Origin of the sequence: Paenibacillus sp. (assembly GCF_035645235.1) — a bacterium.
Lineage (GTDB): Bacteria > Bacillota > Bacilli > Paenibacillales > YIM-B00363 > Paenibacillus_AE.
Window position 1 is genome coordinate 1 of record NZ_DASQMZ010000084.1, and the last position, 21410, is coordinate 21410.

The 21410-nt window shown below is 61.3% G+C and carries 19 protein-coding genes; 3 read left to right on the forward strand and 16 right to left on the reverse strand.

Features of this window, described 5'->3' with window-relative positions; all coding sequences use genetic code 11:
- The 12 genes from VEZ38_RS07880 to cymR all read right to left on the reverse strand — a co-directional run.
- A partial coding sequence (locus VEZ38_RS07880) for a methyl-accepting chemotaxis protein (RefSeq protein WP_324892802.1) occupies nucleotides 1-1262 on the reverse strand: 1262 nt, incomplete at its 3' end.
- Nucleotides 1263-1443: 181 nt separating this feature from the next.
- Nucleotides 1444-2508 (reverse strand): endolytic transglycosylase MltG, encoded by a 1065-nt coding sequence (gene mltG, locus VEZ38_RS07885; RefSeq protein ID WP_324892803.1) that lies wholly within the window; start codon nucleotides 2506-2508, stop codon nucleotides 1444-1446.
- Between the two features lie 66 nt (nucleotides 2509-2574).
- A complete protein-coding gene (locus VEZ38_RS07890; protein WP_324892804.1) occupies nucleotides 2575-2889 on the reverse strand; it encodes a DUF1292 domain-containing protein in 315 nt (104 codons plus the stop codon).
- 9 nt (nucleotides 2890-2898) lie between these two features.
- Complete coding sequence (locus tag VEZ38_RS07895; protein ID WP_324892805.1) at nucleotides 2899-3213, reverse strand: DUF1292 domain-containing protein; 315 nt, start codon at nucleotides 3211-3213, stop codon at nucleotides 2899-2901.
- Nucleotides 3214-3226: 13 nt separating this feature from the next.
- Nucleotides 3227-3640: a Holliday junction resolvase RuvX gene (gene ruvX / locus VEZ38_RS07900; RefSeq protein WP_324892806.1), complete on the reverse strand. Its 414-nt coding sequence runs from the start codon at nucleotides 3638-3640 to the stop codon at nucleotides 3227-3229.
- Nucleotide 3641: 1 nt separating this feature from the next.
- Nucleotides 3642-3902, reverse strand: coding sequence for an IreB family regulatory phosphoprotein (locus VEZ38_RS07905; protein WP_324892807.1), 261 nt, complete (start codon nucleotides 3900-3902; stop codon nucleotides 3642-3644).
- 74 nt (nucleotides 3903-3976) lie between these two features.
- Complete coding sequence (gene alaS / locus VEZ38_RS07910; RefSeq protein WP_324892808.1) at nucleotides 3977-6610, reverse strand: alanine--tRNA ligase; 2634 nt, start codon at nucleotides 6608-6610, stop codon at nucleotides 3977-3979.
- A 693-nt stretch (nucleotides 6611-7303) separates the two neighbouring features.
- On the reverse strand, nucleotides 7304-7975 hold the full coding sequence (locus VEZ38_RS07915) for a DNA-binding response regulator (RefSeq protein WP_324892809.1): 672 nt from the start codon (nucleotides 7973-7975) through the stop codon (nucleotides 7304-7306).
- Nucleotides 7976-8420: 445 nt separating this feature from the next.
- Complete coding sequence (locus tag VEZ38_RS07920; RefSeq protein WP_324892810.1) at nucleotides 8421-9494, reverse strand: AI-2E family transporter; 1074 nt, start codon at nucleotides 9492-9494, stop codon at nucleotides 8421-8423.
- A gap of 121 nt (nucleotides 9495-9615) precedes the next feature.
- On the reverse strand, nucleotides 9616-9816 hold the full coding sequence (locus VEZ38_RS07925; RefSeq protein WP_138192911.1) for a hypothetical protein: 201 nt from the start codon (nucleotides 9814-9816) through the stop codon (nucleotides 9616-9618).
- Between the two features lie 126 nt (nucleotides 9817-9942).
- Nucleotides 9943-11094, reverse strand: coding sequence for a cysteine desulfurase family protein (locus VEZ38_RS07930; RefSeq protein ID WP_324892825.1), 1152 nt, complete (start codon nucleotides 11092-11094; stop codon nucleotides 9943-9945).
- A gap of 30 nt (nucleotides 11095-11124) precedes the next feature.
- Complete coding sequence (gene cymR / locus VEZ38_RS07935; RefSeq protein ID WP_324892811.1) at nucleotides 11125-11547, reverse strand: cysteine metabolism transcriptional regulator CymR; 423 nt, start codon at nucleotides 11545-11547, stop codon at nucleotides 11125-11127.
- Between the two features lie 282 nt (nucleotides 11548-11829).
- On the opposite strand from cymR, the gene mnmA reads away from it, so the two are divergent.
- The 3 genes from mnmA to VEZ38_RS07950 all read left to right on the forward strand — a co-directional run bounded on the left by mnmA (nucleotide 11830) and on the right by VEZ38_RS07950 (nucleotide 14928).
- Nucleotides 11830-12990 carry a tRNA 2-thiouridine(34) synthase MnmA gene (gene mnmA, locus VEZ38_RS07940; RefSeq protein WP_324892826.1) on the forward strand — a complete coding sequence of 387 codons (1161 nt, stop codon included), beginning with the start codon at nucleotides 11830-11832 and terminating at the stop codon, nucleotides 12988-12990.
- Nucleotides 12987-13916 carry a DNA-3-methyladenine glycosylase gene (locus VEZ38_RS07945; protein ID WP_324892812.1) on the forward strand — a complete coding sequence of 310 codons (930 nt, stop codon included), beginning with the start codon at nucleotides 12987-12989 and terminating at the stop codon, nucleotides 13914-13916. The genes mnmA and VEZ38_RS07945 overlap by 4 nt, the downstream gene beginning before the upstream one ends.
- Before the next feature lie 76 nt (nucleotides 13917-13992).
- On the forward strand, nucleotides 13993-14928 hold the full coding sequence (locus tag VEZ38_RS07950) for a metallophosphoesterase family protein (protein WP_324892813.1): 936 nt from the start codon (nucleotides 13993-13995) through the stop codon (nucleotides 14926-14928).
- A 133-nt stretch (nucleotides 14929-15061) separates the two neighbouring features.
- Here VEZ38_RS07950 and VEZ38_RS07955 read toward each other — a convergent pair whose 3' ends face one another.
- The 4 genes from VEZ38_RS07955 to aspS form a co-directional block, all read right to left on the reverse strand.
- Complete coding sequence (locus VEZ38_RS07955) at nucleotides 15062-16387, reverse strand: replication-associated recombination protein A (RefSeq protein ID WP_324892827.1); 1326 nt, start codon at nucleotides 16385-16387, stop codon at nucleotides 15062-15064.
- A 690-nt stretch (nucleotides 16388-17077) separates the two neighbouring features.
- Nucleotides 17078-18247, reverse strand: a complete 1170-nt coding sequence (locus VEZ38_RS07960; RefSeq protein ID WP_324892814.1) for a copper amine oxidase N-terminal domain-containing protein — start codon at nucleotides 18245-18247, stop codon at nucleotides 17078-17080.
- 476 nt (nucleotides 18248-18723) lie between these two features.
- Nucleotides 18724-19479: a tRNA threonylcarbamoyladenosine dehydratase gene (locus VEZ38_RS07965; RefSeq protein WP_324892815.1), complete on the reverse strand. Its 756-nt coding sequence runs from the start codon at nucleotides 19477-19479 to the stop codon at nucleotides 18724-18726.
- A gap of 118 nt (nucleotides 19480-19597) precedes the next feature.
- Nucleotides 19598-21385 carry an aspartate--tRNA ligase gene (aspS, locus tag VEZ38_RS07970; RefSeq protein WP_324892828.1) on the reverse strand — a complete coding sequence of 596 codons (1788 nt, stop codon included), beginning with the start codon at nucleotides 21383-21385 and terminating at the stop codon, nucleotides 19598-19600.
- Nucleotides 21386-21410 lie beyond the last annotated feature (25 nt).

Sequence of the window (21410 nt, forward strand, 5' to 3'; positions counted from 1 at the left end):
GCCGTGCGCCGGGACGCCTCGCCGAGCTCGCCGGCCGTATTCATCACCTCGCGCACCGACTGGTGGGACTCCTCGACGAGGGCCCGAATGTTCCGCAGCATCTCGTTGAAGCCCGTCGCGAGCGTGCCGATTTCGTCCCGGCGTTTCGAGAACGTCGATTGGACGGACAAATCTCCGTCCTCGGCCCGCTTCATGAGCGCGCTCAAGCGGCGCATCGGCGCGCCGATGCGGCGCGCGATCATCCAGCCGATGACGATGGCGGCGACGACGCCGCCGAACAGCATGGACACCGTCACGTCCCGGATCGTATTCGTGCCGGCGACGAGCGGCGCGAACGGCTGCTCGCCGACGAGCCGCCAGCCGCCGGCCAAGCGGCTATGCGCGATCAACAGCTCTTGCCCCCCGAGCGTCACCCGATCGGAGCCGTCGTCGCCTTCGAACGAAACCGGATACGGCGTGCCGATCTCTTCCTTATTCGCGGACGAAATCACGACGCCGTTCTCGTCGAGCAGCAGCATGCGGCTGCCCTTGCCGAGCGCGTCGACCATGACTTCCTGCAGCCGCTCTTCCCGAAGTTCCATGATATACATATAAATCAAAGAGAACGATCCCTGATCCTTAATCACGCGCGCATAACCGAACGAGGGAGCCGGTTGGGCGCCCGACGGTCCCTTCGCGCTCGTCGGCACCCACAGTCCCTTGCCGTCGTTGTCGATGGCCTTTTGAAACCAAGGGAGCTCCGACGAATTGTTCCCCGGAATCGAGACGCCGACGGACAACGTCGGCAACAGTTCGTCCATCGAAAGCAAGTGCAGGGAAGCGATCGTATTATCCGAAAACGTATAAGTATTCAGCCGTTGCTCCAACTCGCGTCGGATTTCCAGCTGACCCATGATGTCTTCCGGGTATAACCGAAACTGCGTGGATAGTTCCGAAATTTCCGGAAGCAGCATAATTTCGAGCGAAGCGTCCTCGTATTGCTGCAACACGAGGCTCAGCTTCTCCGCTGCTTGCACCGCGGTTAGTCGCTTCGCTTCGAGCACTTGCGTCTCGATCAGAAGGCGGGATTGATTATAGGACAAATACCCGACGCTCGAGACCGCCACGACGATGACGAGGAAAAAATAAAGAAAGAGCTGCACGCCGATCGACCGGGCCGGGTTGATGCGAATTTCCATCCGCTCTTGCTTTGGTAGGCCTTCCGGCCCTTGCGTCTTCCGCTTGGTTGCCCATGATAGCGTGAACGGCCTGCGTTTCATCATTGTCCACCCTCTCGAGAGAATGCCGAAGGAAAGTACCTCCGTCTTTGATCGACTATATTCGACACCCTTACGTGAAAACCCTTCCAACGGCAAAAAAATGTGGAAAAATCGTAAAGAAATAAGCAAGGCGCCCGGCCTTGCTTATCTTCGCGACGTTCCCGGTATCCCGAGTTCCCTAACGCTATTGGTTGGCGTTGCTCTTCTTTATGTTTTGCAAGTGCTCTTCGTAGGTTTTTCCGAAAAAGTGCTCGCCCGTCCCGTCCTTCTTCGTGACGTAAAAGAAATACTCGGACGGCTCGGGGTACAACGCCGCTTCGATCGAGGCGAGCCCGGGGCTCGCGATCGGTCCCGGCGGCAGTCCTGCGTTCAAATACGTATTATAGGGACTTTCTACGCGCAAATCCTTTTCGTACAACCGGTCCTTCTGTTCGTCGAACAAATATTGCACCGTCGCGTCGATCTGCAGCGGCATGTCCCGCCGGAGCCGATTATAAATGACCCCCGCGACCAACGCGCGTTCGGCGTCGACGACGACTTCCCGTTCGACGAGCGAGGCGATCGTCATCATCTCGTGGAAGGTGACGCCGTTCTTCTCGAGCTGCGCCTCCCATCCCTCCGGCAGCGTCCCGAGCTTGCGGTCCAGCTCCTGCGCCATGCGCCGCAGCGCATCGTAAGCGGTCACGTCTTTCGGAAATTCGTACGTTTCCGGGAAGAGGTATCCTTCCATCGGGAACCGATATTGATCGTTCTCCGGGATTTGCGCCGCCCGCATCGGCTGTTCGCCGGACGAATCGAGCGCGAACTGCGCCGGGTCGTTCAGCACTTCGAGCAGCGCTTCCTCGGAAAACCCCGCGGCGACGAGCGCGGCGACCGCCTGCCGCACGGTGTAGCCTTCCGGAATCGTGACCCGGATCGTCTCCTCCTCCACCGTATCCCCCGCGTTCAGCCGCGCGATGATTTCGCCGATTTCGATCCCCGGCGCCATCGCGTACGTCCCCGCCTGAAAGCCGGTGCCGAGGTCCTTATACTTCAAATAGTAAGAGAAAATGAGTGCGTCGCGGATGAGTCCGTGCTCCTCCAAGATGTTCGCGATGCCCGCGGACGACGTGCCCGGCGGAATCGTGAACTCCACCTCCTCCGCCGCTTCGGCGGGCTTTAACTGCTCCAAGACGTAATACAAGCCGCCCGCGGCGGCGCCGATGGCTACGACGACGAGCAGGAGCAGCCATTTCAGCATCTTCCACATACGTTCTTTGCGTCCCCCCGAAAACAGGAAAAAGAGCGACGATCCCGCCGCTCGTTGTTCCTCTCTTTATTCTTTCGAAAACGATACCGTCATCTCGTCCACGAGCTCCGTTACGTCTTCCCATTCCTCGTCGTCCTCGATCGTCTCGATGTCGTATTCGCCGTCCGCGGCCGGCGTCACGCGGAACACCGACAGCTCCTCGCCGTCTCCCGCCTCTTCCGGGCGCAACACGACGTACGAGCGGCCGGCCACATCGAATTCCATGACGATTTTATGCGCGCCTTCTTGATCTTCGCCGTCCTCCGAGAGGACGATTTCATCGCCGTACGCCTCGCGCAGCCGATTCGTGCGCACCGCGTTCGCGATCGTATATTCGGACATGGTTGCCTCCTAGGATTCCGCGCCTTCCATTTCCTCAAGCAGCGTATTGAACGTCTCTTCGACCAGGTTCCACTCTTCCTCGTCGTCGATCGTGTACAACTTCAACTCATCGCCGTCTTCCTCGTAACGGAAGGCGTACACCTCGTCGGTATCTTCCTCGCCGCCTTCGACCGGAACGACCATCATGTACTTATGGTCGGAGCCGTCGACCTCGAACTTCATGATGACCTCGAATTCTTCTTCGTTGCCTTCTTCGTCCGGAATATAAATAATTTCCGGCTCGAGCGCCTCGACCTCGCCGTGCTCGTGCGTGTGATCCGCCATTCCCTTCACCTCTTCAGCGATTTTTCGAATCCATATAATTCTGTAAGATCAGCATAGCCGCCATCTTATCGACGACCGCTTTCCGCTTCTTGCGGCTGACGTCCGCCTCGAGCAGCGTCCGATTCGCGGCCATCGTCGTCAGCCGTTCGTCCCACAGCCGAACCGGCAAGCCCGTCACCGCGCCGAGCTCCTTCGCGAACGATTCCGCGAGCTCGCCCTTCGGCCCGATCGTGCCGTTCATGTTTTTCGGCAGCCCGACGACGAGCTCGGTCACGCCGTATTCGGTCGCCAGCTTCGCGATATCGTTCAGCACCCGCACGTCTCCCGAGTTGCGCAGCGTCGTGACGCCCTGCGCGGTGAGGAACAGTTCGTCGCTGACGGCGACGCCGATTTGGCGTTCGCCGTAATCGATGCCCATGAGCCGCATCTCAGCGATGGCGACCGACGTAAAAGCGAACGAGCTCCTCGATCAGCTCGTCGCGTTCCCGTTTTCGAATCAAACTTCTTGCGTTGTCGTGCCGAGGGATATACGCCGGATCGCCGGACAATAAATACCCGACGATTTGGTTGATCGGGTTGTACCCCTTCTCCTGCAGAGCGTCGTAAACGGCGAGGAGCACGTCTTGCGCCGACGCTTCTTGCGTCTCGGGCTGGCGTTCGTACTTCATCGTTTTGTCCATGGAATTCATAGCGGCACCCCCGTTTGCGTTTATATTCGTTTATTATATTCTGTGCGCAGGGCAGAAATCCTTTTTCCACCAGTCTACGATTGCAATTGTTTTGCGAGCAGCCGCTCCGCCGACGCGAGCGCTTCGGACAGCTTGGACGCGTCCTTGCCGCCGGCTTGCGCCAGATCCGGACGCCCGCCGCCACCGCCGCCGCAAATCGAGGCCGCTTCCTTCACAATCGCGCCGGCGGATACGCCGCGCTTCACCAAATCGGGGGTGACCGCCGCCACCAAATTCACCTTGCCGTCGTTCGCCGCTCCGAGCAGCACCGCTACGGTGCCAAGCTTCGCCTTGATCGTATCGGCGATGCCGCGGAGCGTGTCCATGTCCGCGCCTTTGATTTCGGCCGCGAGCAGCGGGATGTCGCCGACCTGCTTCACTTGGCTCTCGAGGCTTCCCGCCTCGAGCGAGCCGATCTTGCCGCGGAGCGCGTCGATTTCCTTCTGCGCGTCGCGCAGCTGGCCTTGCAGCGCTTCGATGCGCCGCGGCAGCTCCGCCGGGCTCGACTTGAGCAGCGCCGCGCTGCCTTGGAGGAGCTGGATTTGACTGTCGAGGAACAAATACGCCCCCTTGCCCGTGACGGCCTCGATGCGGCGGATGCCGGAGCCGATGCCGCTCTCGCTGACGATCTTGAACAGACCGATCTGCGACGTGCTCTGAACGTGGCAGCCTCCGCACAGCTCGACGCTGTAATCGCCGACCTGCACGACGCGCACGATGTCGCCGTATTTTTCGCCGAACAGCGCCATCGCGCCCATCGCTTTCGCTTCGGCGATCGGCTTTTGCTCGATGACGAGCGCCGTGCCTTTCCAAATCTGCTCGTTCACTTTGCGCTCGATGACCGCGAGCTCTTCCGGCGTGACGGCCGCGATATGCGAGAAGTCGAACCGGAGCCGATCCGGCTGCACGAGGGAGCCCGCCTGATTGACGTGCTCGCCGAGCACTTCCTTGAGCGCCTTATGAAGGAGATGCGTCGCGGTATGGTTTTTGATCGTGTCTTCCCGCTCCGCGCTCGACACCGCCGCCGTCAGCTCGTCTCCCTTGCGCAGCACGCCGCGCTCGACCGTGACGAGATGCACATGTTGGCCGTGCGGCGCCTTCGATACCTCCTCGACGCGGGCGGCGACGTCCTTGTTCGACAGCGTGCCCTTGTCGCTTACTTGACCGCCGCTCTCGGCGTAGAACGGCGTCCGATCGAGCAGGACGGCCACTTTCTCGCCTGCGCCGGCCATATCGATCAGTTCGTCCCCGTGGACGATCGCGATGACTTTAGCATTCGTTACCAAGTCATTATATCCAACAAACTCGCTTTTAACCGTGAAGTCGGCGAGCGCGCCGCCCTGCACCTTCATGCTGCCGGCTTCCTGCCGCGCCGCCCGGGCGCGCGTGCGCTGCTCCTCCATCGCCGCGTCGAAGCCTTCCCGGTCGACGCCGAGGCCCTGCTCCGCCGCGAAATCCTCGGTCAGGTCGAGCGGGAAGCCGTACGTGTCGTACAGCTTGAACGCTTCCGCGCCGTCGAGCGTGCCGCGGCCGACCTGCTTCGCCTGCTCGACGAGCTGCGTGAGGATGGCGAGACCATCGTTCAGCGTCTCGTGGAACCGCTCTTCTTCCATGCGGATGACGCGCTCGATGAACTCGCGCTTCTCGACGACCTCCGTGTAGTACATGCCCATCACGTCGCCGACGACCTTCGTCAGCCGGTACATGAACGGCTTCTCGACGCCGAGCGTCGCCTTGCCGTACCGCACCGCGCGGCGCAGCAAGCGGCGGATGACGTAGCCGCGGCCCTCGTTGCCCGGCAGCACGCCGTCGCCGACGGAGAAGGCGACCGTTCGGACGTGATCGGCGATGACCTTCAGCGCGACGTCGACGTCCGGATTTTCTTTGTATTTCACGCCGGCGATTTCGCACGTCGCTTCGATGATCGGCATGAAGAGGTCCGTGTCAAAGTTGGAGTCGACGTCTTGAAGGATGGACGCGAACCGCTCGAGGCCCGCTCCCGTATCGATGTTTTTGTTCGGAAGCGGCGTGTAGGAGCCGTCTTTATTATGGTTGAACTGCGAGAAGACGAGATTCCATACCTCGAGGAAGCGCTCGTTCTCGCCGCCCGGCACGCATTCCGGATCGGACAGGTCGCCGTACTTCTCGCCGCGATCGTAGAAAATCTCGGTGCACGGGCCGCACGGACCTTCGCCGATATCCCAGAAGTTATCGGTAAGCTTGTAAATGCGCTCGGCCGGGATGCCGACCTTCTCGTTCCAAATGGCGAACGCCTCGTCGTCCTCCGGGTGAATCGTCACGGAAAGACGGTCTTTGTCGAAGCCGATCCACTCCGGCGACGTCAGGAACTCCCACGCCCACAGAATCGTCTCTTCTTTAAAGTAGTCGCCGATCGAAAAGTTGCCGAGCATCTCGAAGAACGTATGATGGCGGCGCGTCTTGCCGACGTTCTCGATGTCGTTCGTGCGGATGCATTTCTGCGCGTTCGCGATGCGCGGGTTTTCGGGCACGACCCGGCCGTCGAAGTAAGCCTTCAGCGGCGCCATGCCTGCGTTGATCCACAGGAGCGACGGATCGTTATGCGGCACGAGCGGGGCGCTCGGCTCGATTCGGTGTCCCTTGCTTTCGAAAAACTGCAGCCATTTGCTTCGAATTTCGCTTGCTTTCATGACGTGGATTCAGCCTCCATAGGAATAGGATTGCAACAAAAAATCGCCCCTGATGTCTCAGGGACGATAATGTTCGTTATCGCGGTACCACCCTGGTTTATCCCGCCGTCGCCGCGCGCGCGCCGATCGACATGGAAACCCTCGCATGAGAAGATAACGGTTCTCCGCCGGCGAAGTTCGTTCGCGCTCCGAAATTAGCGTTCGGCCGTTCACCGATACGGTAGGCTCTCGCAGCCAGTATCGCCGAAGTCCGTCGAATGCGACGGCTTGCTTTCGGCGCCTGAAGCCTATTCTCTGCTCAGCGGTGAGGCGGCGTACTCGATTTCATCCCTGCTTTGCGGTAATTATATCGCCAAGCTACGGGGGAAGTCAATTCGTGTCGAGGAAAGCCGGTCCCGCTTCCCCCCTGCTTCGAGCCGCACGCCGCTTCCTTCTCCTCGCCGCACTTCCCTCACCGCGCCTCCCGTATGCTCAATTTTTGCGCTTATCCACGACATATGTTCAAATTTTGCGCTTATCGCCCCGTTCCCCTCCTCTCGAGCCGACCGCCGCTGCCTTCTCCTCGCCGCACTTCCCTCACCGCGCCTCCCGTATGCTCAATTTTTGCGCTTATCCACGACATATGTTCAAATTTTACGCTTATCGCCCGTCCGTCCTTTTCATGCTCTTTTCCCAGCGCACTACGGCCCGAATTCACAAGATGATATCCCTGCCCGCTTGGGTCATCTCATACCCTCGAATCCTCTTCGCGCCTGGCATAGTCGGGCGAAGCAGCTTCCGGTCCAATAATTCTCGAAACGATTTTCGCACCGTATTGGGGCTTTTGCCCAAGAGCTCGATTGCTTCCTTTAGACCGATCGTTCCATCGTTCTTCCTAACGATTCTAAGCAGCTCTCTCGCCTCTAATGATGCCGCGCCCCATGCCCCTCTCCCTTCCCGAGCCCAGACGATTTGACGCAGCAGCTGCTGCGCCTGCCGGGAACGATATTTAATGACATCCGCCGAAAAATGCAGCATCGTCCAAGCATCCGCGAATAAGTGCAGATCCCGCAGCACATTGTCCGCATGATCCCATCGATCGATATTTCGGATATGCGGAAAGAACCCATCCGCCTCCAATCCGAGCCGAATGCTTTTCGGTTTATACGCCTGATCGAGATATCTTTTGCCGTCGTTGTAATCCGGTACCTCGTACTGGGGATGTAAATCGTCCAATGTACCGAACGCCGGCCACCAAACCTTCTCGAGAAACTCTTTCTCTAAGTAGCCGTGACCCGACTCCAACCGCCTCAACCTCTCTCCCTTCCGCGCGTTAAGATGATAATCCAGCCATGCTTTGTGCGCTTGCTCGAACCCGCTATCCACGCCCTGCCGCTCTCCTCTCGGATGCGCGAAACAAAAAAGACGCCGCCCGACCCCAGAGGGACGAACGGCGTGTGCTTCACGCGCATGTAATATGCTTCCATTATATCGTGACCGCGACCGCTTGACAAAGCGAAATCGGCACAGTATATTTAAATCATCCCTTTGATAATGATTTTCATTATCCCTGTTTCGAAGCCAAATGATGCAAACCTCGCAAAGACCCCCGAAGCCGCTCCGGCCTCGGGGGTTTTTGCGTCCGGCGGAGACATGCGAACTCGGCGGAAGCGGTGACGCACAAGAGCGGCAGCGACGTATAGCAACGTGTGCAGCGGCGACGAAAGGCAGCGCGAGCAAGCGGTAACGCACAAGAGCGGCAGCGACGTATAGCAACGTGAGCAGCGGCGACATCCGCGGCCTCGGTTATCCGTGTCGCCCCCTCCCCGCACTACGTCACCGGCCGCCGGTGCTTGTAATACAAGTACACGTGATGGAAGACGACCTTGGCGACCGCGAACAGCGGCACGGCCAGGATCAGCCCGACGATGCCGCCGAGTTCGCCGCCCACGAGCAGCGCGAAGATGATAAGCATCGGGTGCATGTGCAGCGAACGGCCGACGACCTGGGGCGATACGACGTTCCCCTCGAGGATTTGGCAGGCGAAGTTGACGGCGATGACGAGCAGGACCATTTTCAGAGAAACGGTGGAAGCGACGACGATCGCGGGCGCGGCGCCGAAGAACGGCCCGACGTACGGGATAATGTTGAACAAGCCGACGATTGCCGCGAGCAGGAGCGGATACGGGACGCCGATAAGCCAATACCCGATGTACGCGAAGACGCCGATGATGACGCAGACGATAAACTGTCCGCGAATGTAGTTGCCCAGCGCCTTGTCGATATCGCTTACGAGCCGCACCGTGCTCCGTTTATGCTTCTCGGGAACGAGCGTCAGTACCGTTTTCTCGATGACCTGGAAATCCTTCAACATATAAAACGCCAGGAACGGCACGAGGAACGCCGCGAACATGGCGCCCACGGTCGAGCCGAGCCGTCCGATCGCGCGGGACGTCCATTCCGCGAGCTGCTGCTCCGCTTCGTACAAAGCGTTGTTGATGCCCATCCGCACGCTCTCCGGCAGGAAGTCGTTTCGATTCAGATCGATGATCAAGCTCTGCGCGCGCATCGTGAATTCCGGTAAATGCTCGTTCAATTCCGTCAGCTGCGTCACGAACATCGGGATGACGTTCATGAGCACGACCATCACCGCCAAAACGAAAACGGCATAGATAAGCAGCACCGCCACCGTCCGCGGCACCTTCCGATGATGCAGCGCGCCAACGATCGGATTGAGCACATACGATAAGATCAACGCGACGATGAACGGCACCAGCACCGCCTTCAAGAACGCGAACAGCCCCGCGAACACCGGGCCGATCAACATCAACATATAGATGACGCCGAGCGAGAGCAGCGCGTAGACGAGCCCCGCGAACCATTTGCTCCGAAACCACTGTTCCATCGCCGATGCCCCCTGTCTTGTCCGAAATCGCATTTGGGTAACAGTATATGTAGGACAAGACGAAAAAAAACCTCCCGCGGCGCAAGCGCAGGGCTTGTCCGGGGAGGCGAAACCGAAGCCGTCAGTTCGCGTGAACTTCGGGCATCTCTTCTTCCGGGAAAAACAAATCGTCGAGCGAGCTGAGCGTGCCGTCCTCTTCCACTTGATAGACGGACATCTTCTCGCCGTTCACCGTCAATTCAATGAAACAGCCCCAACAGTAAAATTGATGGGAACCGATCTTCCCGATATCTTTCGAATTGCAATTCGGACAACGCATCATATGGATACCACCTTCTGCCAGAAAATTATAAATCTATTTATTCCCAACGGGGCATAGAATTAATCGTCCGTAAGGAGATTTCGTTGGAAAATGAAGGGTCGCCCGCTTGGGGCGTTCGCCTTTGCATCACTTATACGTGAGACGTCGCACGATCGTTGCGACTTTTTCGGCGGCAAATGTTACAGATTTGAGACAATTGCCTTCGCCGAAGCTGAATCGAACGGCCGAACGAACCCGCTCCTCCGGCAAGCCCATCGCGAGCAGCACGTGCGACGGACGCAGCGAGCCGGACGAGCAGGCGGAGCCGCTGGCCGCGGCGATTCCTTCAAGGTCGAGGTTCATCAGCACCGATTCGGTGCTCGCGCCCGGGAAGCTGACGTTCAGCACATGCGGCAGCCGCTCCGTCGGATGGCCGTTGACGACGAACGCGTCCGGCGCCAGCTCGCGCGCGAAGACGGCGAGCATCGCCTCGCGCAGCGACGCCAGCTCGGCCGTCCGCGCCTCGAGGGCGTCGCACGCGAGCCCCGCCGCCGCCGCGAAGCCGACCGCGCCGGCGACGTTTTCGGTGCCGGGGCGACGGCTGCGCTCCTGCGAGCCGCCGAACGACCGCGCATGCAGCTTCACGCGGCGCCTCGCGTACAGAAGGCCGACGCCCTTCGGCCCTCCCACCTTATGCGCGGAGAAGCTCATGAGATCGACCGGCAGACGCGACAAATCGATCCGCGCATGGCCCAGCGCTTGTACGGCGTCGACGTGAAACGGGACGCCGCGCTCGCGGCACATCGCGCCGATCGCTTCGATCGGCTGCAGCGTGCCGACCTCGTTGTTGCCGAACATGACGGAAACGACCGCCGCGCGCTCGTCGATCGCGGCGCGCGCCGCGTCGACGTCCACGCGGCCCGTCGCGTCCACAGGCAAATAGACGACCTCGAAGCCGAGCCGCTCCAGCTCCTCCGCCGCATGCAGCACCGCGTGGTGCTCGACCGCCGTCGTGACGACCTTGCGGCGTCCTTCGGGAGCGGCCAGCGCCGCCCCCAGCAGCGCCAGGTTATCGCTTTCCGTCCCGCCGCTCGTAAAGACGAGCTCGGACGCGCTGCACCCGAGCCGCGCCGCGAGCGCGTCGCGGGCCGCCTCGAGCGCCGCCTTGGCGTCTCGGCCGAACCGGTGCACGCTGGACGGGTTGCCGAACACGCCCGAAAAATACGGGAGCATCGCTTCAAGCGCTTCGGGGCGCAGCGGCGTCGTCGCCGCGTGGTCGAGATAGATCGGTTCCTGCATGGACATGGCGTTCAGGTCCTCTTCGTTCGTTTAAATATAAAACATATAGTTGCCCGCCGCTTGTCCCTCGTCTTTATAAGAGACCAGCGACGCCAGCGTCGTCGAATCGAGCACGGCCGCGATCGCGTCGCGAATGCGGATCCAGAGGTCCCGCTTCGCCGGGTCGTCCTCCTCCGTGAAATCCACCGGGGAAATCGGCCCTTCCAGCAGGCGGATGACCGCCCCCGCCGTCACGGTGTCCGGTTCCGCGGATAACACGTAACCGCCGTACGCGCCGCGGACGCTCTTCACGAGGCCGGCGTTGCGCAGCGGCGCGATCAGCTGCTCCAAATAATGCTCGGACAAGCCGTGCTTCTCGGCGATCGACTTCAGCGAGGTCGGCCCCTCGCCGTAGCGCACCGCCAGTTCCATCATAATCGTAAGACCGTAGCGGCCTTTCGTCGATATTTTCAAAAGGGTTCCCCCCGATTATTCGCGCGAAACAAACGCTTCGTTCAATAGAATTGACGGAAAGTTCGATATTCAAACTAAGCCGATGACGTTTCTATGTTATCACATGAAGCGAGGTTTGGTAAGGAAAACCTTTACGTTTTCATAAAATTGTCGAAGCTTTTTGATTTCCATCGAACAAGAGCGCAAGTTCGCGACAGTGCGGATTGTTCCTTTTCAAAGCCGGTATGGTACAATATCTTCAATTCCAGCCTAGCGAAAACGAGGTGAACATGGATGTCCTCCATGATCCATAAAGCTCCATCCGAGACGCGCGTCGTCGTCGGCATGTCCGGCGGCGTCGACAGCTCCGTCACCGCGCTGCTGCTTAAGCGGCAAGGCTACGACGTCGTCGGCTTCTTCATGAAAAACTGGGACGACACCGACGAATTCGGCGTGTGCACCGCCGAGGAGGACGCCGAGGACGTACGTCGCGTTTGCGCGCAAATCGGCATCCCTTCCTACACCGTTAATTTCGAAAAGGAATACTACGAGAAAGTATTTCAATATTTCTTAGACGAATACCGGGCCGGCCGGACGCCGAATCCGGACGTCATGTGCAACCGCGAAATCAAGTTCGGCGAGTTTCTGGCGAAAGCGCTCGAGCTCGGCGCCGATTACGTCGCGACGGGCCATTACGCGAGGGTGATCCGCGAGGAGTCGGCGGACGGCGAAGCGACGTACAAGCTGCTGCGCGGCGTCGACCGGAACAAGGATCAGACGTATTTCCTCAACGCGCTCAATCAGCGGCAGCTGTCGCGGGCGATGTTCCCGATCGGCGGCTATACGAAGCCCGAAATTCGCGCCATCGCGGAGGAGGCGGGTCTCGCCACCGCGAAGAAGAAGGACAGCACGGGCGTCTGCTTCATCGGGGAGAAAAACTTTAAGGAATTCCTAAGCGGCTACTTGCCGGCGCGCGGCGGCGACATCCGCACGTTCGACGGCGAGGTGAAGGGGCGGCACGACGGGCTCATGTATTACACGCTCGGGCAGCGGCACGGGCTCGGCATCGGCGGCAGCGGCACGGGCGAGCCTTGGTTCGTCGCCGATAAGGATCTCGAACGCAATATTTTGTACGTCGTGCAGGGCGAAGGCGACCCGCGGCTGTATTCGCATCGGCTCGAAGCGACCGGCGTCAGCTGGATCGCGGGCCGTCCGCCGGCGGACGGGACGTTCGCATGCGGCGCCAAGTTCCGTTATCGGCAGCCGGACCAAGGGGTGCGCGTCACGATGACGGGCGCCGATACGTGCGTCGTCGAGTTCGACGCGCCGCAGAAGGCGATTACGCCAGGCCAGGCGGTCGTGTTTTACGACGGCGACGTCTGCCTCGGCGGCGGCACGATCGACCGCGTCCTGAAAGAGAGCGGCGAGTCGCTGTTGATGGGCGCGGGGCTGCGGACGCCGTGACGGAACGCGGGCCGATCTTCGTTTCGATCCCGGTCGCGCCGCCGTTTAACGCCAGGCTGCTGTTCGAGCGCTACGAGCAAGTCGGCAACCGCGCCCGCCTCGTCCGGCTCGAGCCGGAGCGGCTCCGCTTCGTCCGCGCCATCCGCGTCGGGGGAGGCCGCGCCGTGCCGGTCGCCGTCCGGTTCGGCGGGGACGTCGAGGCGCCGACCGCGGAAGCGGAGCTGCCGGCCGGCACGGCGCCGGAAGACGTCGCCGCCGCGGTCCGGGCGACGGCGCATATGATCGGCGCGAACGTCGATCTGGCAGCGTTCTACCGCGACTTCGCCGGCGACGCGCGGTTCGAGCCGCTGTTCGCGGCGCTGCGCGGCTCGAAGCTGCTGCTCGACCCGGACCCGTTCGAATGTCTCGTCAAGACGATCATCACGCAACAGCTGAATCTCTCGTTCGCCGGCACGCTGATCGCACGGCTGGCCGTCCTCGCCGGGGAGGAGCTCGAGCACGAGGGCGCGCCGCTGATCGCGTTCCCGGATGCGGAAGCCGTCGCGCGGCTCTCCTACGAAGCGCTCCGGCCGCTCTCCTTCTCGCAGCGCAAAGCCGAATACGTCATCGACGCGGCGCGCGCGATCGTCGACGGGCGCATCGACTTCGCCCGCATCGAGCGGATGAGCGACGAGGAGGCCGTCGCCGAGCTGACGAAGCAGCGAGGCATCGGCCGCTGGACGGTCGAGTGCCTGCTTATCTTCGCCTACGGCCGTCCCGACCTGCTGCCCGCCGCCGACATCGGCCTGCGCAACGCCGTGCGCAACGTCTACGGCCTCGACGCGCAGCCGTCCGCCGCCGACGTCGACGCGCTCGGCGCAGCTTGGACGCCGTGGCGCACGTACGCGACTTATTATCTATGGGAATCGCTGCGGCTCGGCAAATAAGGTACGCTATCATTCCCGGCACCGGACGGCCCGATGCCGGGCTCTTATTTCATCCTTTGAAAGGGGTTACATACGGATGCGGAGCCTCTCCTTCCGACCGGACGGTACGTTCACGATCGTGCAGTTTACCGATGTGCATTGGCAGGACGGGGGAGCGAAGGACCGGAAGAGCCTCGCGCTGATGGAGGCGGTGCTCGACGCGGAGAAGCCCGACCTTGTCGTTTACACCGGCGACATCGTACAAAGCGGACGGAGCGAAAAGCCGATCCAAGCTTTCCGGGACGCCGTTTCCCCGCCCGTCGAGCGAGGCATTCCCTGGGCGGCCGTCTTCGGCAACAACGACACCGAGAAGGGCGTCACGCGCGAAGAGCTGATGGCGCTTCAGCGGTCGCTCCCGCATTGCCTGTCCGAACCGGGCCCGGACGACGTCTCCGGCGTCGGCAACTTCGTGCTTTCCGTCTATCGGGCGGACGGATCCGCGCTCGGCGCTTCGTTGTACTTTTTGGACTCGCACGACTACGGGACGGAGACGACGAAGGGATACGGCTGGATTAGGCGGGATCAAATCGATTGGTATGTCCGCGCGTCCGCCGCGCAGCGCGCGCGCGGCGGCGCGCCGGCGCCGGGGCTCGCCTTCTTCCACATCCCCCTCCCCGAATACAAGCAAGTATGGAAAGAGCGGACCTGCTACGGCGAACGGGGCGAAAAAAATCATTGCCCGAATCTCAACACCGGCTTCTTCGCAGCCCTATTAGAGCGCAACGAAATCATAGGCACCTTCGTCGGCCATGACCATAAGAACGACTACTGGGGCGAGCTGTTCGGCATACGGCTCTGCTACGGCAAAGCGACCGGCTACAATACATATCCGCACGACGCCGAACATAAGCGAGGCGCGCGCGTCGTTCGGCTGCATCAAAACCGCCGCGCCTTCGACACGTGGCTCCGGCTCGACGGCGTGCCGCGGCCCGTGGAGCAGCCGGTGCACGAGCCGAAGAAGCCGGCGAAATAAAAAAACGGCTAGCGCCGTTGTTGCGGCAGCCAGCCGGTCTCATTTTCTAAAAATACTTATCCCTCCGCCGCTTCCTTCTGCTTCGCCGACAGCAGGAGCAGCACCTCGCCCGGAGCCGTCAGCAGCTCCACGCTTACTCGCTCTTCCCTCGCCCGCGCCGCCGCAGCTGATTTTCCCGCATCTTCGCTTCCGTTCCTTGCGTCGACGCGACGAATATCAAGGACTCCTTGATCGGATCCGGCAAATATTGCTGCTCGACGTAATGTCCCGGGAAGTCGTGCGGGTACTTGTACCCGACATGCCCGAACTGCTGCGAGCCTTTGTAATGGCCGTCGCGAAGATGCAACGGCACCTCCGCCGCGCCCAGCCGCTCGAACGCGCCGTATACGCGCTCCATCGCAAGGCCGATCGAGTTCGACTTCGGGCTCTCGACCGCGAACAAAATCGCCTGCGCGATGTTGTACCGCGCCTCCGGCCAGCCGATCTTGTGGTACGCGTCCATCGCGGACACCGCCTGCGTCATCGCCTGCGGATTCGCGAGCCCGATATCCTCGCTGCAGGCGACGATGAGCCGGCGCAGAAACACCATCGGGTCCATGCCGAGCTTCTCGACCGCGTATAAAAACCAGAACAGCGCCGCGTCGGAGGAGCCTCGCACGCTCTTGTGGAACGCCGACAGCACGTCGTATTGCGTCGACTCGTCCGCGGCCACCGTCGGCTGCCGGATCGACTCCTCCGCGGCAGCGAGCGTTACATGGATGGCGCCGTCCGCGCCCGGCGGCGTCGTCAGCGCCGACAGCTCGAGCGCGTTCAGCGCGCGCCGCAGGTCGCCGCCGGCGACCGCCGCGATATGCGCGAGCGCGTCGTCGTCGGCGCGGATCGGCAGCGCGCCGAGCCCGCGCTCGCGGTCGGCGAGCGCCCGGCGCATCGCCTCGAGCGCATGCGCCGGCGTCAGCTTCTCGAGCCGGAACAACGTCGAGCGCGACAGGAGCGCCCCGTTGATCGAGTGGAACGGATTTTCCGTCGTCGCGCCGATGAAAATAATCGTGCCCGCTTCCACCGCCGGAAGCAGCGCGTCCTGCTGCGACGTCTTGAAGCGATGCACCTCGTCGAGGAATAAAATCGTCTTGCGGTCGTACAGCGAGCGCGTTTCCTTCGCGCGCTCGATCGTCTCGCGCACGTCCTTGACCGACGCGTCGACCGCGTTCAGCCGGACGAACTCGCCGTCGGTCCGGTTCGCGATGACCGTCGCGAGCGTCGTCTTCCCCGTCCCCGGCGGCCCGAACAAAATAATGGACGACACCTGATCCGCTTCGATCGCGCGGCGGAGCAGCTTCCCCGGGCCCACGATGTGCTCTTGCCCGATATATTCTTCGACGGTACGCGCGCGCATCCGTTCGGCGAGCGGCTGCCTCCCCGGCGCCGAACCCGATTCCGCCCGGTATGTAAATAAGTCCATCGGCATGTCTCAACTCCCTCCCCCATTATAAGAAAAACTTTCGGCGAAGTCATTCGATAGGCGGATCATCATACGTTTGTATAAACTCTATCTCTATTGAATGAGCGTTTGGCGATTTTGTATAATAATCCTTCCGCCCTATCGATCGCCTTATCCGTTCTGATCGGCTCCGTCCTCCCCCCGCTTCCGGCCGCAGCCGCCGAATTGAACGGAGACTCGGCACTTCCAATGTACGAATTTCTCGCCCCCGATTCCGATTGGAGAACGAAGGTCTATAAATTCCATCTGTCCGCCGTCACACCATTAGCGGCTACGGGTGATCGCGGAAATTTTGTTCGTGGGGGACCGAATGTATTAACGGTTAACAATTACGAGCAGTTCGTCGGCGCGCTCCCTGTGTCCCAAATCTGATGGACTTCCGTCAAGAAAGCCACTCGGTGACGGAACAAGAGCAATGCAACGCCCCAGACATGACTTCGCTTCGCAATGCAAGCAACCTCCTTGTTCCGCCGGGAACGAGGAGGTTGTTTTGGTTTTTCCGGGGCGTGGTCGAAAACAACATGCATCCCCGGCTTCGACGTTCTTCTACACGTTTGGCGTACGGAAATCCGCGGCGACATATTCCATTCGGAACGCCTAGGATTATTTCATCGCCACGACGACCCGGCCGCGTCCGCATCCCCTTAGCCTTTACTGCAAAACGTACGTAACATCGACCTCCGCGTTGCCGAGGAACCACCAATGCTTGAGTGATAATCGATCACCTTCACGGCCGACGACGCGAAGCCCGTCCCAATTCCCAAATTCCAAGTCGTTCGTGTGCATCTCGCGATACACCGCTATTTGCTCTTCGGGGAGCAGCGCATCCGCCAATCGTATCGCCTCGTTCGTCTCCCGGTCGATCGCCGTCAGCCACCCCGTTCGATGCGGCCGAACGACCATGACGTCGTCGTCATACCATTCCACCTGGAACGCATCGTCCTCATAGCCCGTCAGCGCCGCGAGATCGTGCCTCGCGACGACCGCCCCGGCCGCGTCCGCTTCGATCAGCGTCGACCCGTCCATCAATAACGCGTTGCCGTTCCGGGTCGAATCGATGGTGCGGATCGGATGATGCCCCCAATAACGTACATACGAAGTCAAAACGCAGGCGCCGTCCGCGACGATTGCCCGATGAATGGCGTCGTTGAGGCTCGGCTCCCCGTAGCTGTCCGTCACGGTCAACAGGTCGGCGCCGGAGACGAGCGGCTCGATAAGGAGCCCCCCACCATACCCCTTCATTACGATACGAACCCCGCTCACGAGCTTCGCTGGTTCGTTGCGCTTCGAGACATAGACCTCGCCCGTCGCGCGCGACACCCAATACGCGGAGTCGCCCTTTTCCCCAAATAAATAAGACGAATCGACGGTTAGATCGACCCGCCGGTCCTTTGCCGTCCAAGCGACGTTCGCGCCGAGCGCTTCGCTGACGAACCGGACCGGCACGAACACGGTGCCGGATACATTCTTCGGAGCTGCCGGCATTCGATACGGCTTCCCGTTCACCGTCGCCTCCCGGCTCCCTAGCTTCATCTCGATATGCGCCGTTGGCAGAACGACGACGATGCGCTTGCCTTCCGCCATCCACGTCGTGCGGGTGCCGAGGAGCGCGCCGACTTCCCGCAGCGGCAACAGCACCGATCCGTTCTCGAGCAACGGGGCGTGCTTGAGCTCCGCCGGAATTTCATTCAGCGTTACCTGTACGGCGGCCGCGCCGGCCTTCGCCGCAGACGCGCCTTGCGGCGCAGCGGACGCGGCGAGCGCGGCGGTCAGGCAAGCGGCAAGCGCTGCTGCGGCGATATGGTTCGTTTTTTTATGCATTCGTTGATCGGACTTCCCTTCCTATTCAATAGGTTACAACGGATAGACGGCGAAGCGGGCGGGAAAGTTCCGTCGAGTCCCAAGAAAAAACGTCCGGAGACGAGTTTTTGGGGATCGAGCGTATGTATCTTAGAAGCAGGACTTTATAACATAACGAGGCACATTCCGCCTCCATTTTGCGAAACTGCGCACTTTTTGCCTCATTCTCGCCTCGCCTCCGATTCACCCCCTCAACCCCCCGCCGGTCTTTCCTCGCTTGGACGCACTGCCTCGCCCTCCCCCCGCTTCTTTCCAACGCAGCGATACAACGCCGCAGCAGCCAGGCAGTATCTGGACCACAACGCCGCAGCCCCGCACAATGAAAAACGGATGACGCCGTCCTTGGCGACGACCCGTTTCCCGGTGAAACCGAAGCACAATAAGAAAAAAATAACGCCTGTCCGCGGAACGGACAGGCGCCATCAACTAAAGCCCCACTACACCTCGATGCCGTGCTTCTGCAGCAGCTCCTTCACGATGACGCTCACCATGATCAGCCCGGCGACCGGCGGCACGAACGCGTTGCTCGCCGGCGGCTGCTGCGCCTTGCGGATCTCCGGCGCGTTCTCCGGCACGATGCGCTGCGTCACGTCGGCGCGCGGCTTCTTCGGCGTCTCGGTCGAGAAGACGACCTTCACGCCCTTCGTCACGCCCGCCTCCCGCAGCTTGCGCCGCACGACGCGCGCGAGCGGGTCCGTATGCGTCTTCGAGATGTCGACGACCTGGAATTTCGTCGGATCCATCTTGTTCGCCGCGCCCATGCTCGAAATGATCGGAATGCCGCGCGCTTTGCACTGCAGCATCAGATGCACCTTGTACACGATCGTGTCCGATGCGTCCATTACGTAATCGAGCGGATATTCGAACAGCTGCTCGTACGTCTCTTCCGTGTAAAACATACGTAACGCGATCGCGTCGCAGTCCGGATTAATGAGCTTGATCCGGTCCTTCATCAGCTCCGCCTTCGGCTGCCCGACCGTCGTCGTCAGCGCGTGCACCTGCCGATTGATGTTCGTAATGTCGACGACGTCTTTATCGATCAGAATGATCCGGCCGACGCCCGTGCGCGCGAGCGCCTCCGCCGCGATCGAGCCGACGCCGCCGATGCCGAGCACCGCCACCGTGCTGTTCCGCAGCGCCTCGATGCCCTCCGGCCCGACCGCGAGCTCCGTGCGGGAAAATTGATTCAACATGTCGCTAAAGCCTCCTCCCTTTGCAAACAATGCACCCGAAGGCCGCGCCCGAAAGGATTACCTTCGAAACGCAAACCTGCGGATGCACCGTTACCGTACGCTCGTCGCGTATGTCGTATTACTGCTTCACCGGCTCCGGCTTCGCGGGCAGCGCCACGCGGATCGACAGCTGCTTCAGCTGTCCGTCGTCGACCTCGGACGGCGCGCCCGACAACAGATCCGTCGCGCTCGCCGTCTTCGGGAACGCGATCGTCTCCCGCAGGTTCGTCCGGCCTGTCAAAAGCATCACCAAGCGGTCGAAACCGAACGCCATGCCGCCGTGCGGCGGGGTACCGTAATCGAACGCCTCGAGGAAGAAGCCGAACTTCTCGCGCGCCTCCTCCATCGACATGCCGAGCGCCGCGAACATCTTCTCCTGTACCTCGCGCTTGTAAATTCGCATCGAGCCGCCCGCGACCTCGTACCCGTTCAGCACCAGATCGTACGCCTGCGCGCGAATCGCGCCCGGGTCGGTGTCGAACAGCGCCACGTCTTCGTCGCGCGGCCGCGTGAACGGATGGTGCTCCGCCACCCAGCGCTTCGCCTCCTCGTCCCAGCCGAGCAGCGGGAAGTCGACGACCCACGCGAAGCGGTATTCTTTCTCGTTAATGAGCCCGAGGTCGCGGCCGAGCTTCAAGCGCAGGTTGCCGAGGACGTCGTGCACGACCTTCGCTTTGTCCGCGCTGAACAGCAGCACGTCGCCTTCCTCCGCGCCGAGACGCTCGGTCAACGCCGCAATCTCCTCAGGCGACAAAAACTTCACGATCGGCCCCTTCCACTCGCCGTCCTTCACGACGATGTACGCGAGCCCTTTGCCGCCGTAGCGCGCCGCGAACGGCGTCAGGTCGTCGAGCTCCTTGCGGCTCCAGTTCGCGCAGCCCTTCGCGTTGATCGCCTTCACGATGCCGCCGCCCGCCACGACCGACGCGAACACCTTCACGCCGGACGACGACACGACGTCGGACACGTCGACCAATTCCAGCCCGAACCGCAAATCCGGCTTATCCGAGCCGTACTTGCCCATCGCTTCCGCGTACGGCAGCCGCTGGAACGGCGTCGGCACGTCGTAGCCGATCGTCTCCTTGAACAGCTTCGCCGTCAGCGCCTCCATCATCGTCAGCAGCTGGTCCTGCGACAGGAACGACGTCTCGATGTCGACCTGCGTGAACTCCGGCTGGCGGTCCGCCCGCAAATCCTCGTCGCGGAAGCAGCGCGCGATCTGGTAATACCGCTCCATGCCGCCGACCATCAGCAGCTGCTTGAAGATTTGCGGCGACTGCGGCAGCGCGAAAAACTCGCCCGGATGCACCCGGCTCGGCACCAAGTAGTCGCGAGCGCCCTCCGGCGTGCTCTTCGTCAAAATCGGCGTCTCGACCTCGACGAAATCATGGCCGTCCAGGAAGTCGCGGAACACCTTCGCCGCCTTCGAACGGAGCATGAGCGTGCGCTGCATCTCCGGACGCCGCAGGTCGAGGTACCGGTACTTCAGCCGCACCGACTCGTCGACCTCCACGCCGTCCTCGATAAAGAACGGCGGCGTCTTCGCCCCGTTGAACACTTCGATCTCCGTCACCTGCACCTCGATCTCGCCCGTCGGCAGGTTCGGGTTATACGTCGACGGATCGCGCTCCACGACCTTCCCCTTCGCCGCGATGACGTACTCGTTCCGGCACCGGTCCGCCGTCTCGAGCGCCGCGCCCGAGAACGCCGGATTGAACACGATCTGCATCAGGCCGCTCCGGTCCCGCAGGTCGATAAACAATACGCCCCCGAGATCCCGTCTCCGTTGTACCCATCCGTTCAGCACGACCGTCTCTCCGACGTTCGCCTTCGTTAACGTTCCGCATTGATGCGTCCGCAACATCATCCCCATCGACCCCTTCTTCTCCTAG